The 18250-nt window shown below is 64.7% G+C and carries 12 protein-coding genes; 2 read left to right on the top strand and 10 right to left on the bottom strand.

Features of this window, described 5'->3' with window-relative positions; translation table 11 throughout:
- Window positions 1-80 precede the first annotated feature (80 nt).
- From AC54T3_RS16205 to AC54T3_RS16165, 9 genes are all read right to left on the bottom strand, one after another.
- Complete coding sequence (locus tag AC54T3_RS16205; RefSeq protein WP_496626352.1) at window positions 81-959, bottom strand: alpha/beta hydrolase; 879 nt, start codon at window positions 957-959, stop codon at window positions 81-83.
- Between the two features lie 15 nt (window positions 960-974).
- Complete coding sequence (locus AC54T3_RS16200; protein ID WP_496626351.1) at window positions 975-2330, bottom strand: hypothetical protein; 1356 nt, start codon at window positions 2328-2330, stop codon at window positions 975-977.
- A 156-nt stretch (window positions 2331-2486) separates the two neighbouring features.
- Complete coding sequence (locus AC54T3_RS16195; RefSeq protein ID WP_496626350.1) at window positions 2487-3665, bottom strand: DesA family fatty acid desaturase; 1179 nt, start codon at window positions 3663-3665, stop codon at window positions 2487-2489.
- A gap of 242 nt (window positions 3666-3907) precedes the next feature.
- On the bottom strand, window positions 3908-12670 hold the full coding sequence (locus AC54T3_RS16190) for a glycoside hydrolase family 94 protein (RefSeq protein ID WP_496626353.1): 8763 nt from the start codon (window positions 12668-12670) through the stop codon (window positions 3908-3910).
- Between the two features lie 152 nt (window positions 12671-12822).
- On the bottom strand, window positions 12823-13023 hold the full coding sequence (locus AC54T3_RS16185) for a CsbD family protein (RefSeq protein ID WP_496626349.1): 201 nt from the start codon (window positions 13021-13023) through the stop codon (window positions 12823-12825).
- A 4-nt stretch (window positions 13024-13027) separates the two neighbouring features.
- Window positions 13028-13654, bottom strand: coding sequence for a lipid-binding SYLF domain-containing protein (locus tag AC54T3_RS16180; protein ID WP_496626348.1), 627 nt, complete (start codon window positions 13652-13654; stop codon window positions 13028-13030).
- A 35-nt stretch (window positions 13655-13689) separates the two neighbouring features.
- Window positions 13690-13884, bottom strand: coding sequence for a hypothetical protein (locus AC54T3_RS16175; RefSeq protein ID WP_496626347.1), 195 nt, complete (start codon window positions 13882-13884; stop codon window positions 13690-13692).
- Between the two features lie 103 nt (window positions 13885-13987).
- On the bottom strand, window positions 13988-14164 hold the full coding sequence (locus tag AC54T3_RS16170) for a CsbD family protein (protein ID WP_496626346.1): 177 nt from the start codon (window positions 14162-14164) through the stop codon (window positions 13988-13990).
- A 215-nt stretch (window positions 14165-14379) separates the two neighbouring features.
- The gene (locus AC54T3_RS16165; protein WP_496626345.1) at window positions 14380-14568 is read right to left on the bottom strand and encodes a Thivi_2564 family membrane protein; all 189 of its coding nucleotides are present in this window, start codon (window positions 14566-14568) and stop codon (window positions 14380-14382) included.
- Between the two features lie 200 nt (window positions 14569-14768).
- Between AC54T3_RS16165 and AC54T3_RS16160 the strand changes: the two genes are divergently transcribed.
- Both AC54T3_RS16160 and AC54T3_RS16155 read left to right on the top strand, forming a co-directional pair.
- A complete protein-coding gene (locus tag AC54T3_RS16160) occupies window positions 14769-15515 on the top strand; it encodes a Crp/Fnr family transcriptional regulator (protein WP_496626344.1) in 747 nt (248 codons plus the stop codon).
- Between the two features lie 119 nt (window positions 15516-15634).
- Window positions 15635-16384 carry a Crp/Fnr family transcriptional regulator gene (locus AC54T3_RS16155; protein ID WP_496626343.1) on the top strand — a complete coding sequence of 250 codons (750 nt, stop codon included), beginning with the start codon at window positions 15635-15637 and terminating at the stop codon, window positions 16382-16384.
- On the opposite strand, the gene AC54T3_RS16150 is transcribed toward AC54T3_RS16155, so the two are convergent.
- A partial coding sequence (locus tag AC54T3_RS16150; RefSeq protein ID WP_496626342.1) for a diguanylate cyclase occupies window positions 16381-18250 on the bottom strand: 1870 nt, incomplete at its 5' end. The two genes, AC54T3_RS16155 and AC54T3_RS16150, sit on opposite strands and share 4 nt — an antisense overlap.

The following is an 18250-nucleotide window of genomic DNA, read 5'->3' as shown; positions in this document are numbered from 1 at the left end:
AATATCATGGAGATGATGTTATAAAAATCAAGGCTTTAGTTTCCAAACAGCCTCTCAGGCTGCTCGATACTCGGGCCACGTCACTTCGACCCAGTCGTGGCGGTCGTGGCGGGTTTCGACACTAGCTGTGACAACAGCAGCCCATCCTGTCGGCTGAGTAGGTGCTCGCCGGCCACCACCTGGATGCTGCCCCGACCGTTCAGCGCCGGCACTCGGCGAAGATCCTGACTGGGTGCCGGCACGACCTGGTCGCCGGGCATCCCGTAAGCGGCCCCTCGGACCACGCCGACGTAAGCAATGTCGGGGTGCTGGCGACCGTTCAGCCAATACAGCAGGTTGCCGGGCGCCGGTGGCGAAAGGTCCACGAGAACATGGCGCGAAGATTGCGCGGTGCGATAGATGTCGTCTCCCACCTGGCGTTGAACGAACCAGCGTTTGATCCCGCCGAACAGTCCACTGTCATCGGTCGCATCCAGCGCCTGCCAAGCGCGCTCTGTACCCAGATGGGGGGAGGCGATGGTGATCAACCGGGTGACCGTACCCGCGCCATAGTTCACCAGTGCGAGCCGCGCTACGACACCGCCGGCCGAATGCCCGATGAGGTCGATCGTATTCGTCGGGTGCCGTTGCGCGATGGCGTTCAGCATCCCGCCGAGAAAGCGCGCCTGCTCCATCAACGGCGCGGTCGAGGGCAGATCGACGGTGTAGATGGCGAACTCCTCCGGCGGTGACCCGGTCGGCTCCAGCCGCACCCCGGAGGGGGTAGACCGCCAGTTGCCGGCAACTTTCCAGCCAGCCTGTTCCAGCACCGGTAAGACCCCACTGCGCTGCCAGGAACCAGAATCGCCGAGGTACCCGTGCACCGGCACCAGAATCCGACCAGCGCCGGCGGCACCGACATACGCCAGCCCGAGCGCGCAACACAGGGCCAGCCACCACCGACCGCGCAACTGTTTCATACCTCGTCCTCCGGCTCACAAGCTACCGATGGTCACCGGATACTTGTCCTCAAGCGGGGGAGACGCATTCGACTTGAAACCGTCCAGGGTTTTGATCTGGGTCCCCGGAACATCCGACGCCATCAGTGCGTTGTTGGAGAACACCAGCGTCGACAGGCCGATCGCCACCTGCTTACCGCCGAACCCGAGCACGCCGCCAGAGTTGATCACGGCATAGAGTCGGTCGTTGACGCTCACCACTTTATCGATCTCGCCGAGCTTCCTCGCGCGACTGTCGACAATGGCGTAGCCGGTGATGTCCCCGACCGTCAACGGCATGTCTTGCTTAGACGCTGCACTCACGGCGGTATTCAGGTCGTCACGGGCTTGCCCGCTCGCCGCTGCTGGCCGTGCGGCCTGCGGAGATGGTGCCGCCGGTTGCTGGCCCGGCATCTGTGAAGCCTGCTGCTTCGCTAGTTCCTGTGTCTCCTCGGCGCTCAACTGCTGGATCTGGACGCGAGCCTCACCCACCTGGTTGAACTGAACCTGCGGCTCGCCTTCGCTCTCGATCTGGACCACCGGCTGAGCCGCGTTGTAGTGAACCTGGGGCTTGACGTCGGAGATGCTCACCGACGCTTGCCGCGCGTCGCCCATCCTGACCTGTGACTGCCCCTTCTCGACGCGCACGTTAGGCTCTCCGGTGCTCGCGGTCGCGTCGCTGCCGACCTGGACTTCGGGTTTGCCCTGCTCGACGGTCACCGTCGGCGCAGCCTGGTCGACCGATATCCGTGGTTGCGGCACATTCACCGACACGGTTGGATTGGGCATCTCCACCAGAATGTCGGGGGCCGGCATGTCGATGGTGATCGTCGGCTGCGGGATGTTCACGCCCGAATCGGACTGGCTGACTGTGACGACCGGCTCGGGAACGTCCACCGAGAGCGTGGTATGAAGGCTCGCCCGTTCGCCCTCATCCTGGCCCGGCTGCGCGCCTCTCTCCTGCGCCGGCGTCTCGGCAGCCTGGCGGACCTGCTGCTCGACGCCAGCCGCTGCCTCGCCTTGGGCCGGCTGCTGCGGAGCCGCAGCCCTACCAGAACCCTGAGCACCTGGACCGTAGGCGTAACCCGGAGGGGCGTAGCTGTAACTCGTAGGGCCGTAACCCGGGGGAGGGCCGTAGCCGTATCCAGGGGCGCCGTAACTCTGAGCAAACGCTGCCGGAGCCACGACGACACCGGAAAGGAGGCAGGCAATGGCGAGCGGAAGTTTCCGGATTGAGACCGTCGGCATTTCGACAGCGTTTGCGGCAATCGTGTTACTTGCCAGCGGGACATCCTCCACTCGGTCTGGCGCCCACCTTGGAAAGCCGGACACTGCTGTGAATAACGTCTTCATACTCAGGCCTCTTGTGAATTCAAAACGGCAACAGGCATCACAGAAGCACAATCTAGGAAGCTTCGTTGATGATCGAACCAAGCTTAGCGACGAAACCCAGCGACCGTCTGTGCGGCACCGAACGCGCCGCCACACTTCCACGCAAACTATGGAGCCTCAACCATAGCCACAGAGTCTCTTGGAGAACTGCCGCAGCGCGATGACACCGCTCGTCTCGGCGTGCTGGAGCCAGCGCTCCAACTGCTCGACCAGCTGCTCACGCGAGGCGTTGGAGCGGCCCCAGAGGGCGACCAGCTCTTGGCGCATCGCGTAGAGGATGCTCAACAGCGGACTGGCCGCGAGCGACCGCTCAAAGATGATGCGCTCCGACTCGGACAGATTCTCGGCGCCCCGCTGCAGCCCGCTCTGGACGGCTTGCAGCGTCCTCTTCTCGTTGAGCCCGAGGTCCGCCCCAGGTTGCCTTTTGCGCACCTCTTGCCTGACTGTCGACTTCAGGCTGCCGGCAAACCTGGCCAGTACGGCATAGCGATGGATGACAATGGCCTGTAAGGTGCCGGCGTCGCAGTGCCGCTTGGTCGGGTCGATGTGTATCTTGGGCGCCACGCGCCGCACCTTGGCGAGTCCCACCGCCGCGAGCAGGCGGATATACAACCAGCCGATGTCGATCTCCCACCATTGATTGGAGAGCTTGGCCGAGGTGGCGTAGGCATGGTGGTTGTTGTGCAGCTCCTCGCCACCGATCAGGATGCCCCAAGGCACGATGTTCCTAGAGGCATCATTGGGGGCAAAGCGGCGGTAGCCCCAGTAGTGGCCGATGCCGTTGATGACGCCGGCGGCGAAGAAGGGGATCCACATCATCTGGACCGCCCAGACGGTGAGCCCGATGGGACCGAACAGGACCAGATCGATCACCAGCATGAGACCGATGCCAAGTCGGCTATGCCGCGCGTAGAGGTGGCGCTCGAGTGCATCGTTGGGCGTGCCGTGCCCGTAGCGCTCCACCGTCTCCGCCACCGCAGCCTCGCGGCTATAGAGATCCACGCCATCGAACAGGATCTTGTTGAGCCCGTAGATCTGCGGGCTGTGCGGATCCTCCGGGGTCTCGCACTTGGCGTGATGCTTCCGATGGACGGCAACCCAGTTGCGCGTGATGATTCCGGTGGTGAGCCACAGCCAGGCGCGGAAGAAGTGGCTTACAACCGGATGCAGGTCCAGTGCGTGGTGCGCTTGGTGCCGGTGCAGGAAGATGGTGACAGAGGCGATGGTGATGTGGGTCAAGCCCAGAATGACCAGCACATACCCCCACCAGGGAAGTTGAATGAGACCAAACGGCATGAGATCGGACTCCTAGTCGTGATAAGTCGTGATAGACATAGCTTGCCCCCCGCGCCCGCTGGAGTCGGTACGGTAACGCACATTTCTGGAAGGCCATGGAGGCTGGCGCGATCAGGGGCTGCCGTGCAGCACAGCCCGCCGGCCATCGAGAGCATGACGCGGATGAGCAGCCCGAGCCCAATGCCCGTGAAGACGAACTTACCAAGGTCTGATTCGGGGTCTGATTCGGGGTCTGATTCGGCCTATCCCGCGATCCTGACCTGAACGCTGTGCTCGCGATGGTCATCAACCAAATGGATGACCCGTTCGTGCAGATCGACGCCATCAACCGTCAGGCGCACCACGTCCGCTTCGTCCCCCGGAAGCGCCGGGGTTCGCACGATGGCGATCTGGTAGGCGGTCGACCGATAGCGGTAGTGGATCTTGAAACCGTCCCAATCGTCGGGCAGGCAGGGCTCGATGCGCAACCGGTCTCCCTCCAGCCTCAGCCCGAGCAGGGACTCGAGGATGAGTCGATACATCCAGCCCGCCGAGCCGGTGTACCAGGTCCAACCGCCGCGTCCCACATGGGGCACGACGCCATAGACATCGGCCGCGATCACATAGGGCTCGACCTTGTAGGTCGCGATCTCCTCGGCCGAGCAGCCATGGTTGATCGGATTGATCATGTCGAACAGCTCCCAGGCGCGCGCCGGGTCGCCCCGTCGGGCGAAGGCCATCGCCGCCCAGATCGCGGCATGTGTGTATTGCCCGCCATTCTCGCGCACGCCGGGGACATAGCCTTTGATGTAGCCGGGCTCGAGCGATGAGGTGTCGAAGGGCGGGTCCAGGAGCTGGATCAGCCCGGCATCGCGGCGCACGAGATGCGTATTGAGCGCCTCCATGGCTAGGCGCGCGCGCTCGGGACCAGCGACCCCGGACAGCACCGACCAGCTCTGGGCAATGGAGTCGATGCGGCATTCCGGACTGGTCGCGGACCCCAGCGGCGTCCCATCGTCGAAGTAGGCGCGCCGGTACCAGTTGTCGTCCCAGCCATGCAGCTCCAGGTTCTCGCGCAGTCGCCCAGCCTCGTGCTCGCAGCGCGCGAGCATGGACGCATCGCCGCGCGAACGTGCCAACTCGGCGAACTGCGTCAGCACCTCATGCAGGAAGAACCCGAGCCAGATGCTCTCGCCCCGGCCCTTGATGCCGACCAGGTTCATGCCATCGTTCCAGTCGCCCGAGCCGATCAGCGGCAGGCCGTGCTCGCCCATCCGCAGGCCGTGCAGGATGGCGCTCACGCAGTGGTCGTAGAGGCTCGCCGACTCGTCGCCCTGACCTGGCAGGTCGTAGTAGCCCTCATCCTCGCCGCTGACCAGACGGCCATCCAGGAACGGGGCCATTTCGTCCAGCACCCCGGTGTCGCCGGTGACCAGCACATAGCGGCAGGTCGCCAGCGGCAGCCAGAGATAGTCGTCCGAGCAGCGCGTGCGCACCCCCCGGCCCGAGGGTGGATGCCACCAGTGCTGGACATCGCCTTCGCGGAACTGACGCCCGGCACAACGCAGCAGGTGCGCGCGCACCTCGCCTGGTTCGGCATGGATGAGCGCCATGCTGTCCTGCAACTGATCGCGGAAGCCGAAGGCGCCACCAGACTGGTAATCACCGCTGCGCGCCCAGAAGCGGCAGGCCAGCGTCTGATACACCAGCCAACCGTTGGCGAGCAGGTCGAGCGAGGGGTCGGGGGTCTCGACCCGCACCGCGCCCAGCGTTCTTGTCCAATAGGCTTGAACCGCTTCTAGCACGGCTCGCGCGGCGGCCGCGCCCCGGTGAGGTTGCGCCAGCAGGCTGGCATCATCGGCGCCGCGCCGGCCAACCACGCCGAGCCGAAAGACGATCTCGTGGCTCTGTCCGGCGGCGAGGTCAAAGTGCGTCTGCAACGCACCGCAGGCATCCAACGCCGGGCCGACCCGGCCAGACAGCCGGGTGCGCTCCAGCGCGGCCGGATGGCTCAGGGTGCCGTTGCGCCCGAGGAATTCGGTGCGATCGCCGCACAGGGTCCGCGCCGGGTCGTCGACATCGAAGAAGGCCAGCCGGTTGGCGAACTCGCTGTTGTAGGGATTGCGAGCAAAGAGCGCGCCGCTGGTCGGGTCGATCTCGGTGACGACATGCAGCGCCGACTTCGGCCGCAGATCCCCGAGCACCCACTCGACATAACCGGTCGCGGACAGCCGGCGTGCTTGCTCCGAGCGATTGTGCAGCTTCAGCACCATGTATTTCACTGGCGCATCCAGGGCGACATAGACCCACAGCTCCGAGTCGATGCCGGCCTCACGATGCTCGAAGACGCTGTAACCGAAGCCGTGTCGACTGACATAAGGCGTCGTACCGCCGGCGGGCAACGGGGTGGGTGACCAGACCTGCCCGCTCACCTCGTCGCGCAGATAGAAGGCCTCGCCGTGGACATCGCTGACCGGGTCGTTGTGCCAGGGTGTGAGCCGGAACTCATGGGCATTCTCGCTCCAGGTGTAGGCGCCGCCACTGGCGGAGACGACCGTCCCGAACAGCGCATTGGCCAGCACGTTCACCCAGGGTGCGGGCGTGGTCTGGCCGGGCTTGGTGGTGATGACGTATTCGCGCCCGTCGGCGGAGAAGCCGCCGAGGCCGTTGTCGAAGCGCAGCGTCGGGCTAGTTGGGCCTGTCGGATCCACGCGCCGCAGCTCGCGCGCCCGGTTGCCGCTGGATTTCAACAGCGGCATCGGCTTCGGCAGCGGCGCGCGCCGGTTGATCTGCTCCGCCAGCGTTCCGCGGCCGTCGCTGAGAATGGCACGCGCGACGGTCTGGAACAGCACCCGGTCCTCCTCCGAGATCTGATCGGCCGGGCGGATGAAGATGCCGCCGGGGTGGTCCACCACATGCGCCTCGGCGCCTGCGGCGATCAGACCCAGGATCTGCTCCTGAAGGTATTGGCGGTAACCGGCGCGATCCTCGTTCCAAATCACCAGGTCCACAGTGAGTCCCTTCAGGCGCCAATAGGCATGCGCCTGCACGAGCTGATGCACCAGGGCGATGTTGGCGCGATTGCCGATCCGGCAGAGCACGATGGGCACATCGCCGGACACCGCGTGACTCCAGAGGCCAGACTGCCCGCGACGGTTCTGCGCCAGCACGCCGGGCTCGGCGCGCAGCGCGGCATTGGTATAGAGAATCGAGCTGGCCAGACTGCCGTAGAGCTGCGCGTCGGTCGGGCTCGCGTTGAGCTGGCGCAGCACCACCTGGCTGTGGGTCCAGGCGAGATCAAAGACGCGATTGGCAAGCCGCGCGTCCTGGTATTTCTCGACCAGCCCCTGAGCCTGCTCACGGGTCTCGCCGATGCCTTGGATCAGATCGATGGTGACGGTTTGGTCGGCCTCCAACAGGATGCGTTGGCGGATCGCGACCATCGGGTCCAGCACCGAGCCGGCACTGCCGGAGAGTGCCCCAGGCTGATCCAGCGCCAGCGGGGCGGCTAGGGTCCGATCGCGTCCGATGAAGCGCATCCGATCCGTCTCGTAAGAGGGTTCGCGCGCAGCCGCTTCCCTCGCGTCCGACGCCGACGTCTCGCGGCGATCCTGATCACTATTACGGTCGTTATTGAGGGCGCTGTCCTGAGCGGAGGCCAAGCATCCGCGGACCACCAGCGCATGGAACATCCAAGGCGAGGACTCGTTTTGCGAGCGTGGCCGGCGGTGGCAGAGGATCGCGGACCCGGAATGGAGGATCTCGGTTTGTATGAAGAGGTTGCTGAAGGCCGGATGCAGGTTGTCGGCGGCGGACGGGGCGAGCACGACCTCGCTGTAGCTGGTGACCTCGATGACCCGACGGGTGCGCGACCGGTTGGTCAGGCGCAGCCGGCGCAGCTCGAGATCATCCTCCGGCGAGACGACGATCTCGGTGTAGGACTCGATCTCATGATCGCGGCGGCGGAACTCGGCCCGGCCCTCGGAGAAGATCGCCTCGAAGCGATCTGGCGTCGTCAGCGTGGGCTGGTAGGCGCTCGACCAGACGGCACCGCTCTTCAGGTCGTGCAGATAACAGAAGCTACCCCAGGAATCGCAGGTGCTGTCCTCGCGCCAACGGGTGACGGCAAGCTCATTCCAGCGGCTGTAGCCGCCGCCGGCATTGGTCACCATCACATGGTAGCGACCGTTGGAGAGCAATTGCACCTCGGGATGCGGCGTGTGGGGGCTGGTGAGGACGCGGATCGGTGCCTCGAGACTGCTATCGCTCGCGCGCTCACCGGTGATCTCGCCGTGGGTGTCGGCGAAGAACACCGTGGTCTTGGGGATGCGCTCTTGTAGCAGCAGGGCCGTAGCCTGGAAAGCCGGCACGGCGGCGAAGCGGCGCTGCATCGGGCGCTCGAGCAGCAGCGAAGCCAGCGACAGCAAGGTCATGCCCTGGTGATGGGCCATGAAGGAGCGGACCACGGCGCTCGCTTGCCCACGCGGCAGACGCGATGCGGTGTAGTCGATCGCCTCATAGAAGCCGAACGGCCCCGCTAGCCCGCTGGCGGCGAGCCGCTGCAGATTCTGGCAGGCGGCCTCGGGCGCCACCATCAACGCCAGTGCCGTGGCATAGGGGGCGATGACCAGATCCTCGGCCAGCCAGCGCTTGAGCCCCAGCCCGGGGACGCCGAAGGCGCGGTACTGATAGTTGAGCTGGGCATCGACGCCGTTGTAGCCGGACTCCGACACGCCCCAGGGCACGCCGCGCTCCTTGCCATAGGCGATCTGCCGGGCCACTGCGGTGCGATAGGTTTGGTCGAGCAGGGTGTTGTCGTAGCTCGGCATCACCAGCAGCGGCATCAGGTACTCGAACATCGAGCCGCTCCAGGACAGGAGCGTCGCATGGCCAGCAGCGCGGGTCAGCAGACGACCGAGGGCGAACCAGCTCTCCTGCGGCAACTGGCCTTGGGCGATGGCGACGAAACAGCCCAGGCGCGCTTCGGAGGCGAGCAGATCGTAGTAGCTCTCGTCGCGGCGGCGCTCGTCGACGTTGTACCCGATGGCCAGCAGCGCCTGCGCCTCGTCGAACAGGAAATCGTAGTCCAGGCGCGCCAGATCGCCGACGGTGAGCGCCAGTTGCTCGATCTCGTGGATGCGCGCACGGGCGGGGTGGCCGGACGTGCCACCCAGGCCCAACTCAAGCTCGGCCAGTTGCCGGAGCGTCAATGACAGTGGAGGTTGCGAGTGCGTATCGGATTGGGCCGGCACGCCCTGCCCCGCAGCCGACCCCGCAGCCGCGAGCCAGGGCGCAAGCAACAGCAGGTCATCCAGCAGGGCGCGGCATTGTCGCGCCAGACGTTGCGCCCAAGCCGTGACGCCCCCCTCGGCTTCGGTCTGCGTTTCGGGTTGATGGGCGGCTTCCTCGGCCTGCACCGCCAGCGCCTCAAGACAGCCGCGTGCCTCGCTCAGGTTAGTCGGTGGCAGCAGGTGGGCGGATTCCAGGGTCTGCTGGAACTGGCCGAAGGGTTTCGGCAGCGCCGGCCGGCGTCCAAACTCGGGATCCGCCGCGAGCGCCTCGGTCAGCGTCTTCCAAGTATCGCCGATGCCTGCTAGCCAGCGCGGGCTGAGAATCGGGGCGTCGATCAGCTCGAGCAGGCCCGGTTGCAGGGTCGACAGATGCGCCGCGAGATTGCCGCTGTCCACCGAGGAGATGTAGCGCGGCGCGAGCGGCTCCAGCGATTGGGTGTCATACCAGTTGAGGAAGTGGCCGCGATAGCGCTCCAGCGTGGTCATCGTGCGCAGCGCGGCGCCAGTGCGGGCGAGCAGTCCGCCGGCGGGCAAGTAGCCGAAATCATGGGCGGTTAGATTCGCCAGCAGCGCCAGCCCCATGTTGGTCGGCGAGGTGCGATGCGCCACCACGGTCACCGGATGTTCCTGCACATTGTCCGGCGGCAGCCAATGGTCGTCCGCGCCGACATAAGTCTCGAAGAAGGCCCAGGTCCGGCGCGCGTTGCTGTGCAGGAACCCGGTCTGCTCGGCCGTCAGGCGCGCTTCGCGCCGTTCGAGCGGGCGGCTCATCCACCAGACCATCAGGGGCGCCGCCAGCCAGGCCAGCAGGACAGGCGTGGCCACGAGCAGTGCCATCGGCGCGTTCAGCACCAAACCCGCGCCCGCGATCAGCGCAACGGCCGGGGCGATCCACATGGTGCGGTAGATGCCGGCGAGCCCCTGACGCTTGCGCTCCAGGTCGCCCGAGGAGGTCCATTCAAGCAGGTTGCGTCGGCTGATACCCAATCGCCATAGGGTGCGGAGCACGGCATCGAGGCTGAAGTAGGCCTCGTAGGGAAGACAGGCCAGGTTGAACAGCGCCTGCGTCAGACGCTGGCCGGCGGCGCGCGCTGCGGCGGCCAGATGCGCCGGCCAGCTCAGATCGCCGGGCTTGCTGAGCGCGCTCAGCATCGCGGTCAGCAGCGCCGGAATCAGCAGGATGCCCAGCACCGACAGCGTCCAAAGACCGGGCTTGGCCAGCAGCATCGAACCCAGCACCAGCAGCGCGGTCAGGGCCGCCGGCACCAGGCTGCGGCGCAGGTTGTCGGCTAGCTTCCAGCGCGATAGCGCCGAGATCGGATTGCGGCGCGAGCCGCCGTCACGAGCAGGCACGCGCGGCAGCAACCACTGGGCAATCTGCCAGTCGCCACGAATCCAACGGTGGCGGCGGCTCACATCGGCGCTGTAGCTGGCCGGATAGTCCTCGTACAGTTGCACATCGGAGAGCAGCCCGGAGCCTGCGTAGCAGCCCTCGAGCAGGTCGTGACTGAGGATGCGATTCTCGGGGAAGTGATCATCGAGCGCCTGCTCGAAGGCATCAACCGAATAGATCCCCTTGCCGATGAAGGAGCCTTCCTGGAACCAGTCCTGATAGAGGTCCGACACCGCCTGAGTATAGGGATCGATGCCGGCGTCCTGCCCATGCATCCGCGCAAACCGCGAGCGATTCGCGCCGGTCAGGCTGACAGTCACACGCGGCTGCAGGATGCCGTAGCCGGTGGAGACACGGTCCAGCGCGGGATCGAAGCGCGGCTGATTCAGCGGGTGCTCCATGGCGCCGACCATCTCCCGGGCGGCATCGCGCGGAAGTTGGGTATCGGTGTCCAGGGTGATGACGTAGCGCAGGTTTGGGAGGATCAGCGTGTCGCCGACGATCAGCGAGAAGCGCTCGTCGTTATCACCTCTTAACAGTGCGTTCAGGTCCATGAGCTTGCCGCGCTTGCGCTCGTAACCCATCCAGACCCCAGCCTGCGGGTTCCAACGACGCGGGCGATGGAACAGGAAGAAGCTGTCGCCGTCCGCGCGCGGGTATTTGGCATTGAGCGCGGCGACACCTTGTGCAGCCAGGTCGATCAAGGCCCGGTCGCCCGCCAACGTCTCGCTCGGCGCATCACGGAAATCGGTCAGCAGAGCGAAGTGCAGATGCGCGTCGTGATTGGCCAGGAAGCGCACCTCCAGCGACTCGATCAGGGCCTCGACCCCGCGCGCGCTGCTGAGCATGGTGGGCGTCACCACCAGGGTGCGCGCCTGCGAGGGGATGGCGGCTGAAAAGTCCAGACGCGGGAGCGGATGGGGCGTCGCCAGCAGACTCGCCAGCCAGTTCATCAGCGCCACCGCCAGTTGACTGGTGCCGAGCACGGCCAGCAGCGCAAGGATCGGCAGGAGCCAACCTGGAGCCCCCTCGGCCTGGGTCATCAAGCTCAAGGAAAAGCCGATCGTCAGCAACAGGATGCCGCCGAGGTAGAGCGCTAATGGGGCGCGGCCTCCTGGTCTCTGCAGCGAGGCCAAGCTAAAGCGATGCACCCCGATTCCGGCATGCTGTTCGAGCTGGGGCAATCCGCGATCGATCAGATAATAGCCGACATGCGTGGCGCGCCCATCCGGCTGGGCTGGTGCATTGGCGTGAGCGTTGGACGCCGCAAGTGACCGCGCCAGCTCGATCGCCGCGCGCGCCACCTCGGTCTCGGACAACTGGCCGCGCTTGGCGATCTTTTCCACCGCATGCCGGTAGCGATCGCGCGTCGCAAAATCCATGCGCCCATAGATCCCGTCCGGGTCCTCGTGCAGGGTGCGCTCGACCAGGCTCATGGTCTCGACCAGCTCGCGCCAGTCAATCGCCCCAAGGAAGCGCAGGCTGCCGATGCTATTACTGATGGAGACCTGATCTGCGGCCTGTTGCTGGTTCTCGACCCGCACCAGTTGCTCGATGGTCTGCCCGGACTCCGAGAGCTGCTGCTCGATCCAGGTCAGCGGCAGGGCCAGCGCGGCGCTGCGCCCTTGCAGCCGGCGCGCCAGTTCGGCGACGAAGGCGCCCGACATCGGCGGGCGCGAGCGGGCCATGTCCGCGATCACCAGGATCAGACTCTTCGGATCACTCTCGGTCATCGCCAGCATGCGATCGGCCCAGCCATCGGCTAGGTTCTGGTCGATGCGACTGGCGGCGACGCGCGCCGTGACGCGGCGCAGATTCTCGATCAGCGCTAGGCGCAGCATGATCGGAATGGCCCAGAGTTCGCCTAGGCGCAGGACGGTGACATCCTGATAGGCGGCGATGAACCGACTCAGATTCTCCGGGTCCACCCGGCCGTCACCGTGCGCGATGATCTCCAGCGCCAGGTCATAGACCCTGGGCAGGCCCGCCGAGGGCCCGTCGCGAAGGCGCGGCAGCTCCCGGCTGTAGCCCTTGGGCAGATGCCGCTTGGCGGTGCGGATCTGTTCCTCGATCAGATAAAAGTTATCGAGCAGCCATTCACCGGCCGGCGCGATGCGACGGCTCTCCGCCACCGCGAGCATGAGCAGCCGAGAGCCCTCGGTCAGGATCTTCTCGTTGGCGTTCAGACGCCCGAGCAGACGATCCGGCGGATGCTTGGCGATCAACCGATGCGAGGCCGCGAGCACCTTGCCGTGCTGCTCCATCTGCGCCGCGCTGAACAATTCCGCGCGCAGCGGTGGTTCGGCGCGAATGGCGTGACCGGTCAGATCGTTGGAACGCATCCACGTCCGCACCGCCAGTGAGACCTCGCGCATCGCCCTATTGATTGGATTCACGTGCGCAGTCTCCTGAGCGGGTGGCTGATTGGAACCTCTGTACGCAACCGTGCACAGAGCAAGAAAAACGCGTCAGCGCGGCTCCTCGAATCGCTCAGTTAATGTTCATCCTTGGCCTCCTCCTCAACATCGCTAATACTCGCCTGACCCCGGCCCGTGTTCTCCACCGCCTCATTGCCAACGAGCTTGCTGGTGACCTCCCTCACCCTGTCTATCAATTCCTCGTAGTGGCCTTCGGCTTGTTCTTGATTCATAAGACGTTTCTCACCTGTTAATTGATTGATGAAGCCGCGCATCATTCGATCATCGGTCGATCGGGCTGATTTTCGTCCCTTCGATACTGAGACTGGCCATCAGTCCTTTCTGATCGAAGATGAACGCGTAGGCGTCGTCTTGGAGGGATGTCGATGACAGATTCTTCGCCAGGCCTTCATCCACCACAACGACGGTCGGCCCGACACCAATCTCCCATCCTTCAGATTTGTCGAGATAACGCACAGCTTTGTCGTTCATGAGAAAGACAACATAACTGTACGATTGGGCTCCTGCTTGCCAACCCCAGGACGCGGAAACGGAGTTGTAATAGCCGGCCACTTCGTCGCCCTTCATCAGCACTCCTTCGCCATAACTGCCGCCAAAGACCAGGCCGGCCTTAACGACACTTGGAAACACCAAGACCGCCGTTGCGCTCTCGGCAATCTCTGCGGTCGTGGGGTTGGTCTCATACAGGAGTTGCAACGCTTCGGCGGCGTCTCGCTCCAAATCTTCCGCCGTCGCAGCAAGCGCCTGCCCGCCGATCACAAGCAGCGAGCAGGCTGCCACCGCCGCGAGAAGGAGGCGTTTCATCATAAGCTGTTGGTTGATGATCATGTTCATGTCCTTGCAGTCGTGATTGACCGGCGTGACAACAGCATGAGCATTGATGCACATCGCTGTCGCGCCGGCCCTGATGGCTTGCTTTGAGCTTAGTCGGTCAACTCTCTCTTCGCTTCGCCCATCTTGTCGCCTGCCCTCTCAGCAGTTTGATCTATATTCTCTCCGACTTCCTCGGCCGGTCCTTCGTTCTCGCAGCCGATGAGGGCGAGTGCGGCGGACAGGAAGACGATCGCGAAAAGACCCTTCAACGAATTCAATGACATAAGAGCTGTTTGCATTTTCATGGTTAAACCTCGGTGTTGACTATTTGATCAGCGACCGCCGCGCGGCGAGCGAGACTGTCCAAGACTCGCCAAGACTCGTCAACGCGGCTCCTCGAAGGCACGGTTAGGTCTTGTCCTTGACCTCTTCTTCAACATCGCCAGCGTCCGCTTGGATCTTGCCAGCTTCCTTTTGGATCTTGCCCTTGATTTCCAGCTCCTCATTGCCGGTCATCTTGCCGGCGGCTTCCTTCACCGCGCCTTTCGCTTCTTCGTAGTGGCCTTTGGCTTGCTCTTTGTTCATGAGACTCTCCTAACCTAATCAATGGATTACGGACTAGCGTGGAGTGCTTTCCCCCATCGCTCAAGACACAGACTACGCTCGTGACCGCTCTGCGGTCGGTGCGGCATCGCACATAAGCTGCTCACCAGCGAATGATTGCCAGGTGGCACTAGCCGGCACCATTGGAAATAGGTGCGAACTCCAGCTGTGCCCTGGGTTTTAACGTTGCCGCTCGACTAACCGACCTGAATTGACGATAGCGGAGCGATGAGTCCAAAGACGGATAGCAGCCAAAGAATCACGATGATCACGACGACCACATTCAAGATCTGCTTGATTTTTCCGTCCATTGGCAGGTAGTTATTGATCAACCAGAGGATCAACCCGACAACGACGAGTGTGACGATCAATGTAATCAGAGGCATAGCGCTTCTCCTGTCAGACGATTTGGGCATTGGGTAAGCATCAGGATAGCGATGGCCATGGCGAGCGTCTGTTCGCTAGCGCACTGAACACAGGGAGCAGCAAGCGTATTGCTACCCACGCTGATCGGCTAACGAGCATCCCTTGTTTGGCCGTGTGAGCTTCGTCCCATCACCAAGCAACCAGGAGAAGGCGCGTGCAAATGGCCTCCGCGAAGACACCCGGCCAGCTTGAAAATCGGCTCCTGGCGGCGCTGCCCGAGCTTGACCAAGCACGGATTCTGTCGAAGTGCGACTGCGTCGAGCTGCGCCGTGGCGAGGTGCTCGGCGAGCCTGGCGAGCGCATCCGCGAGGTCTACTTCCCCACCGACAGCTTTGTGTCCCTGGTGACCCCAGCCATGGATCACCCCGGTCTGGAGGTGTGGCTCACCGGCAGCGAAGGCATGATCGGGGCACCCCTCGTGCTGGGTGCCGACCTCAGGCTGCTGCAGACCTTGGTTCAGGGCACGGGGCCGGCGTGGCGCATGAGTGCCGAGGCGTTTGGCCAGGCGCTGGGCCAGAGCGAGGCCCTGCATCAGACCCTTGAGCGCTATCTCGCCGTGTTGATGAGCCAGGCCGCGAGGATGGTGGCATGCACCCGTTTTCATGTCGTCGAGGCACGCCTCGCCCGCTGGCTGTTGATGTCGCAGGATCGGGCGCACTCGAACCGCTTCCATGTCACCCACGAGGTGCTGGCCGCCATGCTGGGCGTGCGCCGCTCGGGCGTTACCCGGGCGGCGACAGCCTTGCAAGGCTGTCAGCTCATCGATTACCGGCGCGGGGATATCACCATCCTCGACCGCGCGGGTCTGCGGGCCGCCGCCTGCGACTGCTATGGGGCGATGGAGGCGATCTACGGACAGGTCATGGACTGTGAGTCTGGACCGACGCGCGTTGCCGGCGATCTGTAGCGACCACTGGCCCGCCCGGCGGTCTGTGCGTTATCGTACAGAGCGCGGCCCGGATCGGTTGAGGTGGGCCGCCGCACAGGTCCGATCCCGCATCCAGCCGCTCATTCGGGAAGCTACTCATGTCCACCGCGCCTGCGCCCGCGCCTGCGTCTCCACGTCGGAATCATCTGCTCGCCGCTCTGCCCAAGGCGGAGTACGAACGCCTGCTGACGCACCTCGAGCCGGTCCCGTTGCCCCTCGGCAAGGTCCTGTACGAGTCCGGCGAGGGACTGAACTATGTCTATTTTCCGACCACCGCCATCGTCTCCCTGCTCTATGTAATGGAGAATGGCGCCTCCGCCGAGATCGCCGTGGTCGGCAACGATGGCATCGTCGGCGTCGCCCTCTTCATGGGGGGGGAAACCATGCCAAATCGGGCCGTGGTGCAGAGCGCGGGCGAGGCCTTTCGGCTCAAGGGGCCGGTGCTCAAGCGTGAATTCGCCCGCTACGGCGGGCGCCGCCACGGGAGCTTGCAGCCGCTGCTACTGCGCTACACCATGGCACTGCTGACCCAGATGGCGCAGACCGCCGTCTGCAATCGCCACCACACGATCGACCAGCAGCTGTGCCGCTGGCTGCTGCTCAGCCTGGACCGGTTGCCGACGAACGAGCTGGAGATGACCCAAGAGCTGATCGCCAACATGCTGGGCGTGCGGCGCGAGGGCGTGACCGAGGCCGCCGGGCGCTTGCAGAGTGACGGGTTGATCCGCTACAGCCGGGGACACATCAGGATCCTGGACCGGCCAGGACTGGAGGCACGGGTCTGCGAGTGCTACGAGGTGGTGCGCCAGGAATCGCAGCGCCTGCTCCCCGAGCGCACGAAGCGCTAATCCGTCACCGGTTCCGAGGGTCGGCCTAAGAGATACCCCTGCCCCCAGTCGACCCCAAGCTTGAGCAACTGTTCACGGGTCTCCTCATACTCGACGCGCTTCACCAGCGTGACCAGGCCCATGTCTTGGGCCGCATGCTGGAGGCTACCGAGCAGGGTGCGAGCACGCACCGACTCGCGCGCCTGCCGCACCAGGCCACCATCAAGCTCGACGAACGTGATCGGCAGGCTGGCCAGGAAACGAAAACCACCCGCCTCGCCACCGCAGCGTCCGAGCGCGAGCTGACAACCCACTTCGAGCAAGGGCGCCAGCGCCTTGGTCACCTGCGCCGTACTCGTGGCGACCTGCTCCTCGGCGATGGTCAGCACCACGGGCGGGGCCCGTCCGAGCAAGGCCGACAGACTGCTCAACGCTTCGGCGAGCACCTGGATCTCCTCGGGATGCAACAGCAGGTCACCGGACAGATTGACGAAGAACAGCAGCGCCGGATCAAGCCCCACAGAGTCGGTCCGCAGCCGCTCGATCACGCTGTGCAGCAACAGGGCATCGATCTTGTGCATCAGTCCGAGTTGCTGAGCAACGCCGAGGAAAGCCCCCGCAGCCAGGTTGCCATGCACCGGATCGACGATGCGCGCCAGCGCCTCCTCGCCAACCAGACGCTGATCGCTGAGGGTGACGATGGGCTGAAAGGCGGGTCGAATCGCAGTGCGGCGTAACGCCTCTTGTAACTGCACGGCGATCGAGATCGCGCGCTGGCCCGCCTCGTTGCCATCGAACACCACCTGGTTGCGGCCGGCATCCTTGGCCCGATAGAGCGCGGCATCGGCGCGGGCGATCATCTCACCCGGGTCATCACTCGCGGTGCGCGAACAGGCGAGCCCCGCGCTCAAGGTGACTTGGATCTCGCCGGACTCGGTCGCGATCGGCTCCGCGCTCACCGCCTCGCGCATGCGCTCGATGCTCTGCACCGCTTGCGCCACGGTGGTATTCGTGATCAGAGCGATCAACTCCTCGCCGCCCCAGCGACCGATCCAGTCAGACTGACGCAGCCCCTTGTGCAACCGGCCCGCCACGACCCGCAAGATCTCATCACCGGCGGCGTGCCCGTAGGCATCATTGACCCGCTTGAAGTGATCCAGATCCAAGATCGCCAGACAATAGGGCATGCTGGAGCGGGTCGCCTGACTGCGGATGCGCTCGATCGCCCCCCACATCCCCCGCCGATTGAGCAATCCGGTCAGCTCATCATGATCGGCCAGATGGGCCAGCTTGAGTTCGGCCTCGCGCCGACGCGTCACCTCGAAATGGGTACCGGCGAGTTCGAGGTCTCCGAGCACTTGATCACGGGCAAACACGCGCGCGCGATCCAGTATCCAGACCCAATGCCCAAGACGATGGCGGACCCGATACTCGGACTCGAAGCGATCCAGATCAGCCGCAAGCACCGGGCGCAGTCGCGTCTCGACCCGCGCCCGGTCATCCGGGTGGATCAGCGCCAGCCAGTCCGGCCAGTCGAGCTTCAGATCACCCGGGCGGTAGCCGAGCATGTCGTAGAAGCGCGCGTCGCCATGCACCCGGCCCTTCGGCAACGAGGCGCTGTAGGTGCCGATATCGCCGCCTTCGATGGCCAGATCGAGACGACGCCGAGCCTCGTCGCGCTCGTGTTCGGCGCAGCGCATCTCGGTGATATCGGTCAAGGTCGTGAGGCAGCGAACATCGCCATCGAAACGCTTGTGCGCGCGGCTATCGAAACGCAGATCGCGCAGTGGCCGAGCAGCCGTGGCCTGGAGCTGGATCTCGGTGGTGATGGAGGTCTCGTCCGCCGCCGCGAACACCGCCCGCAGGTGGGCGAAGAGTCGCAAGCTG

This window comes from Halochromatium sp. NSM3 (assembly GCF_059621085.1).
The sequence above is the reverse complement of the archived record's forward strand: the minus strand, read 5'-3'. Positions and strand labels throughout refer to the sequence as shown.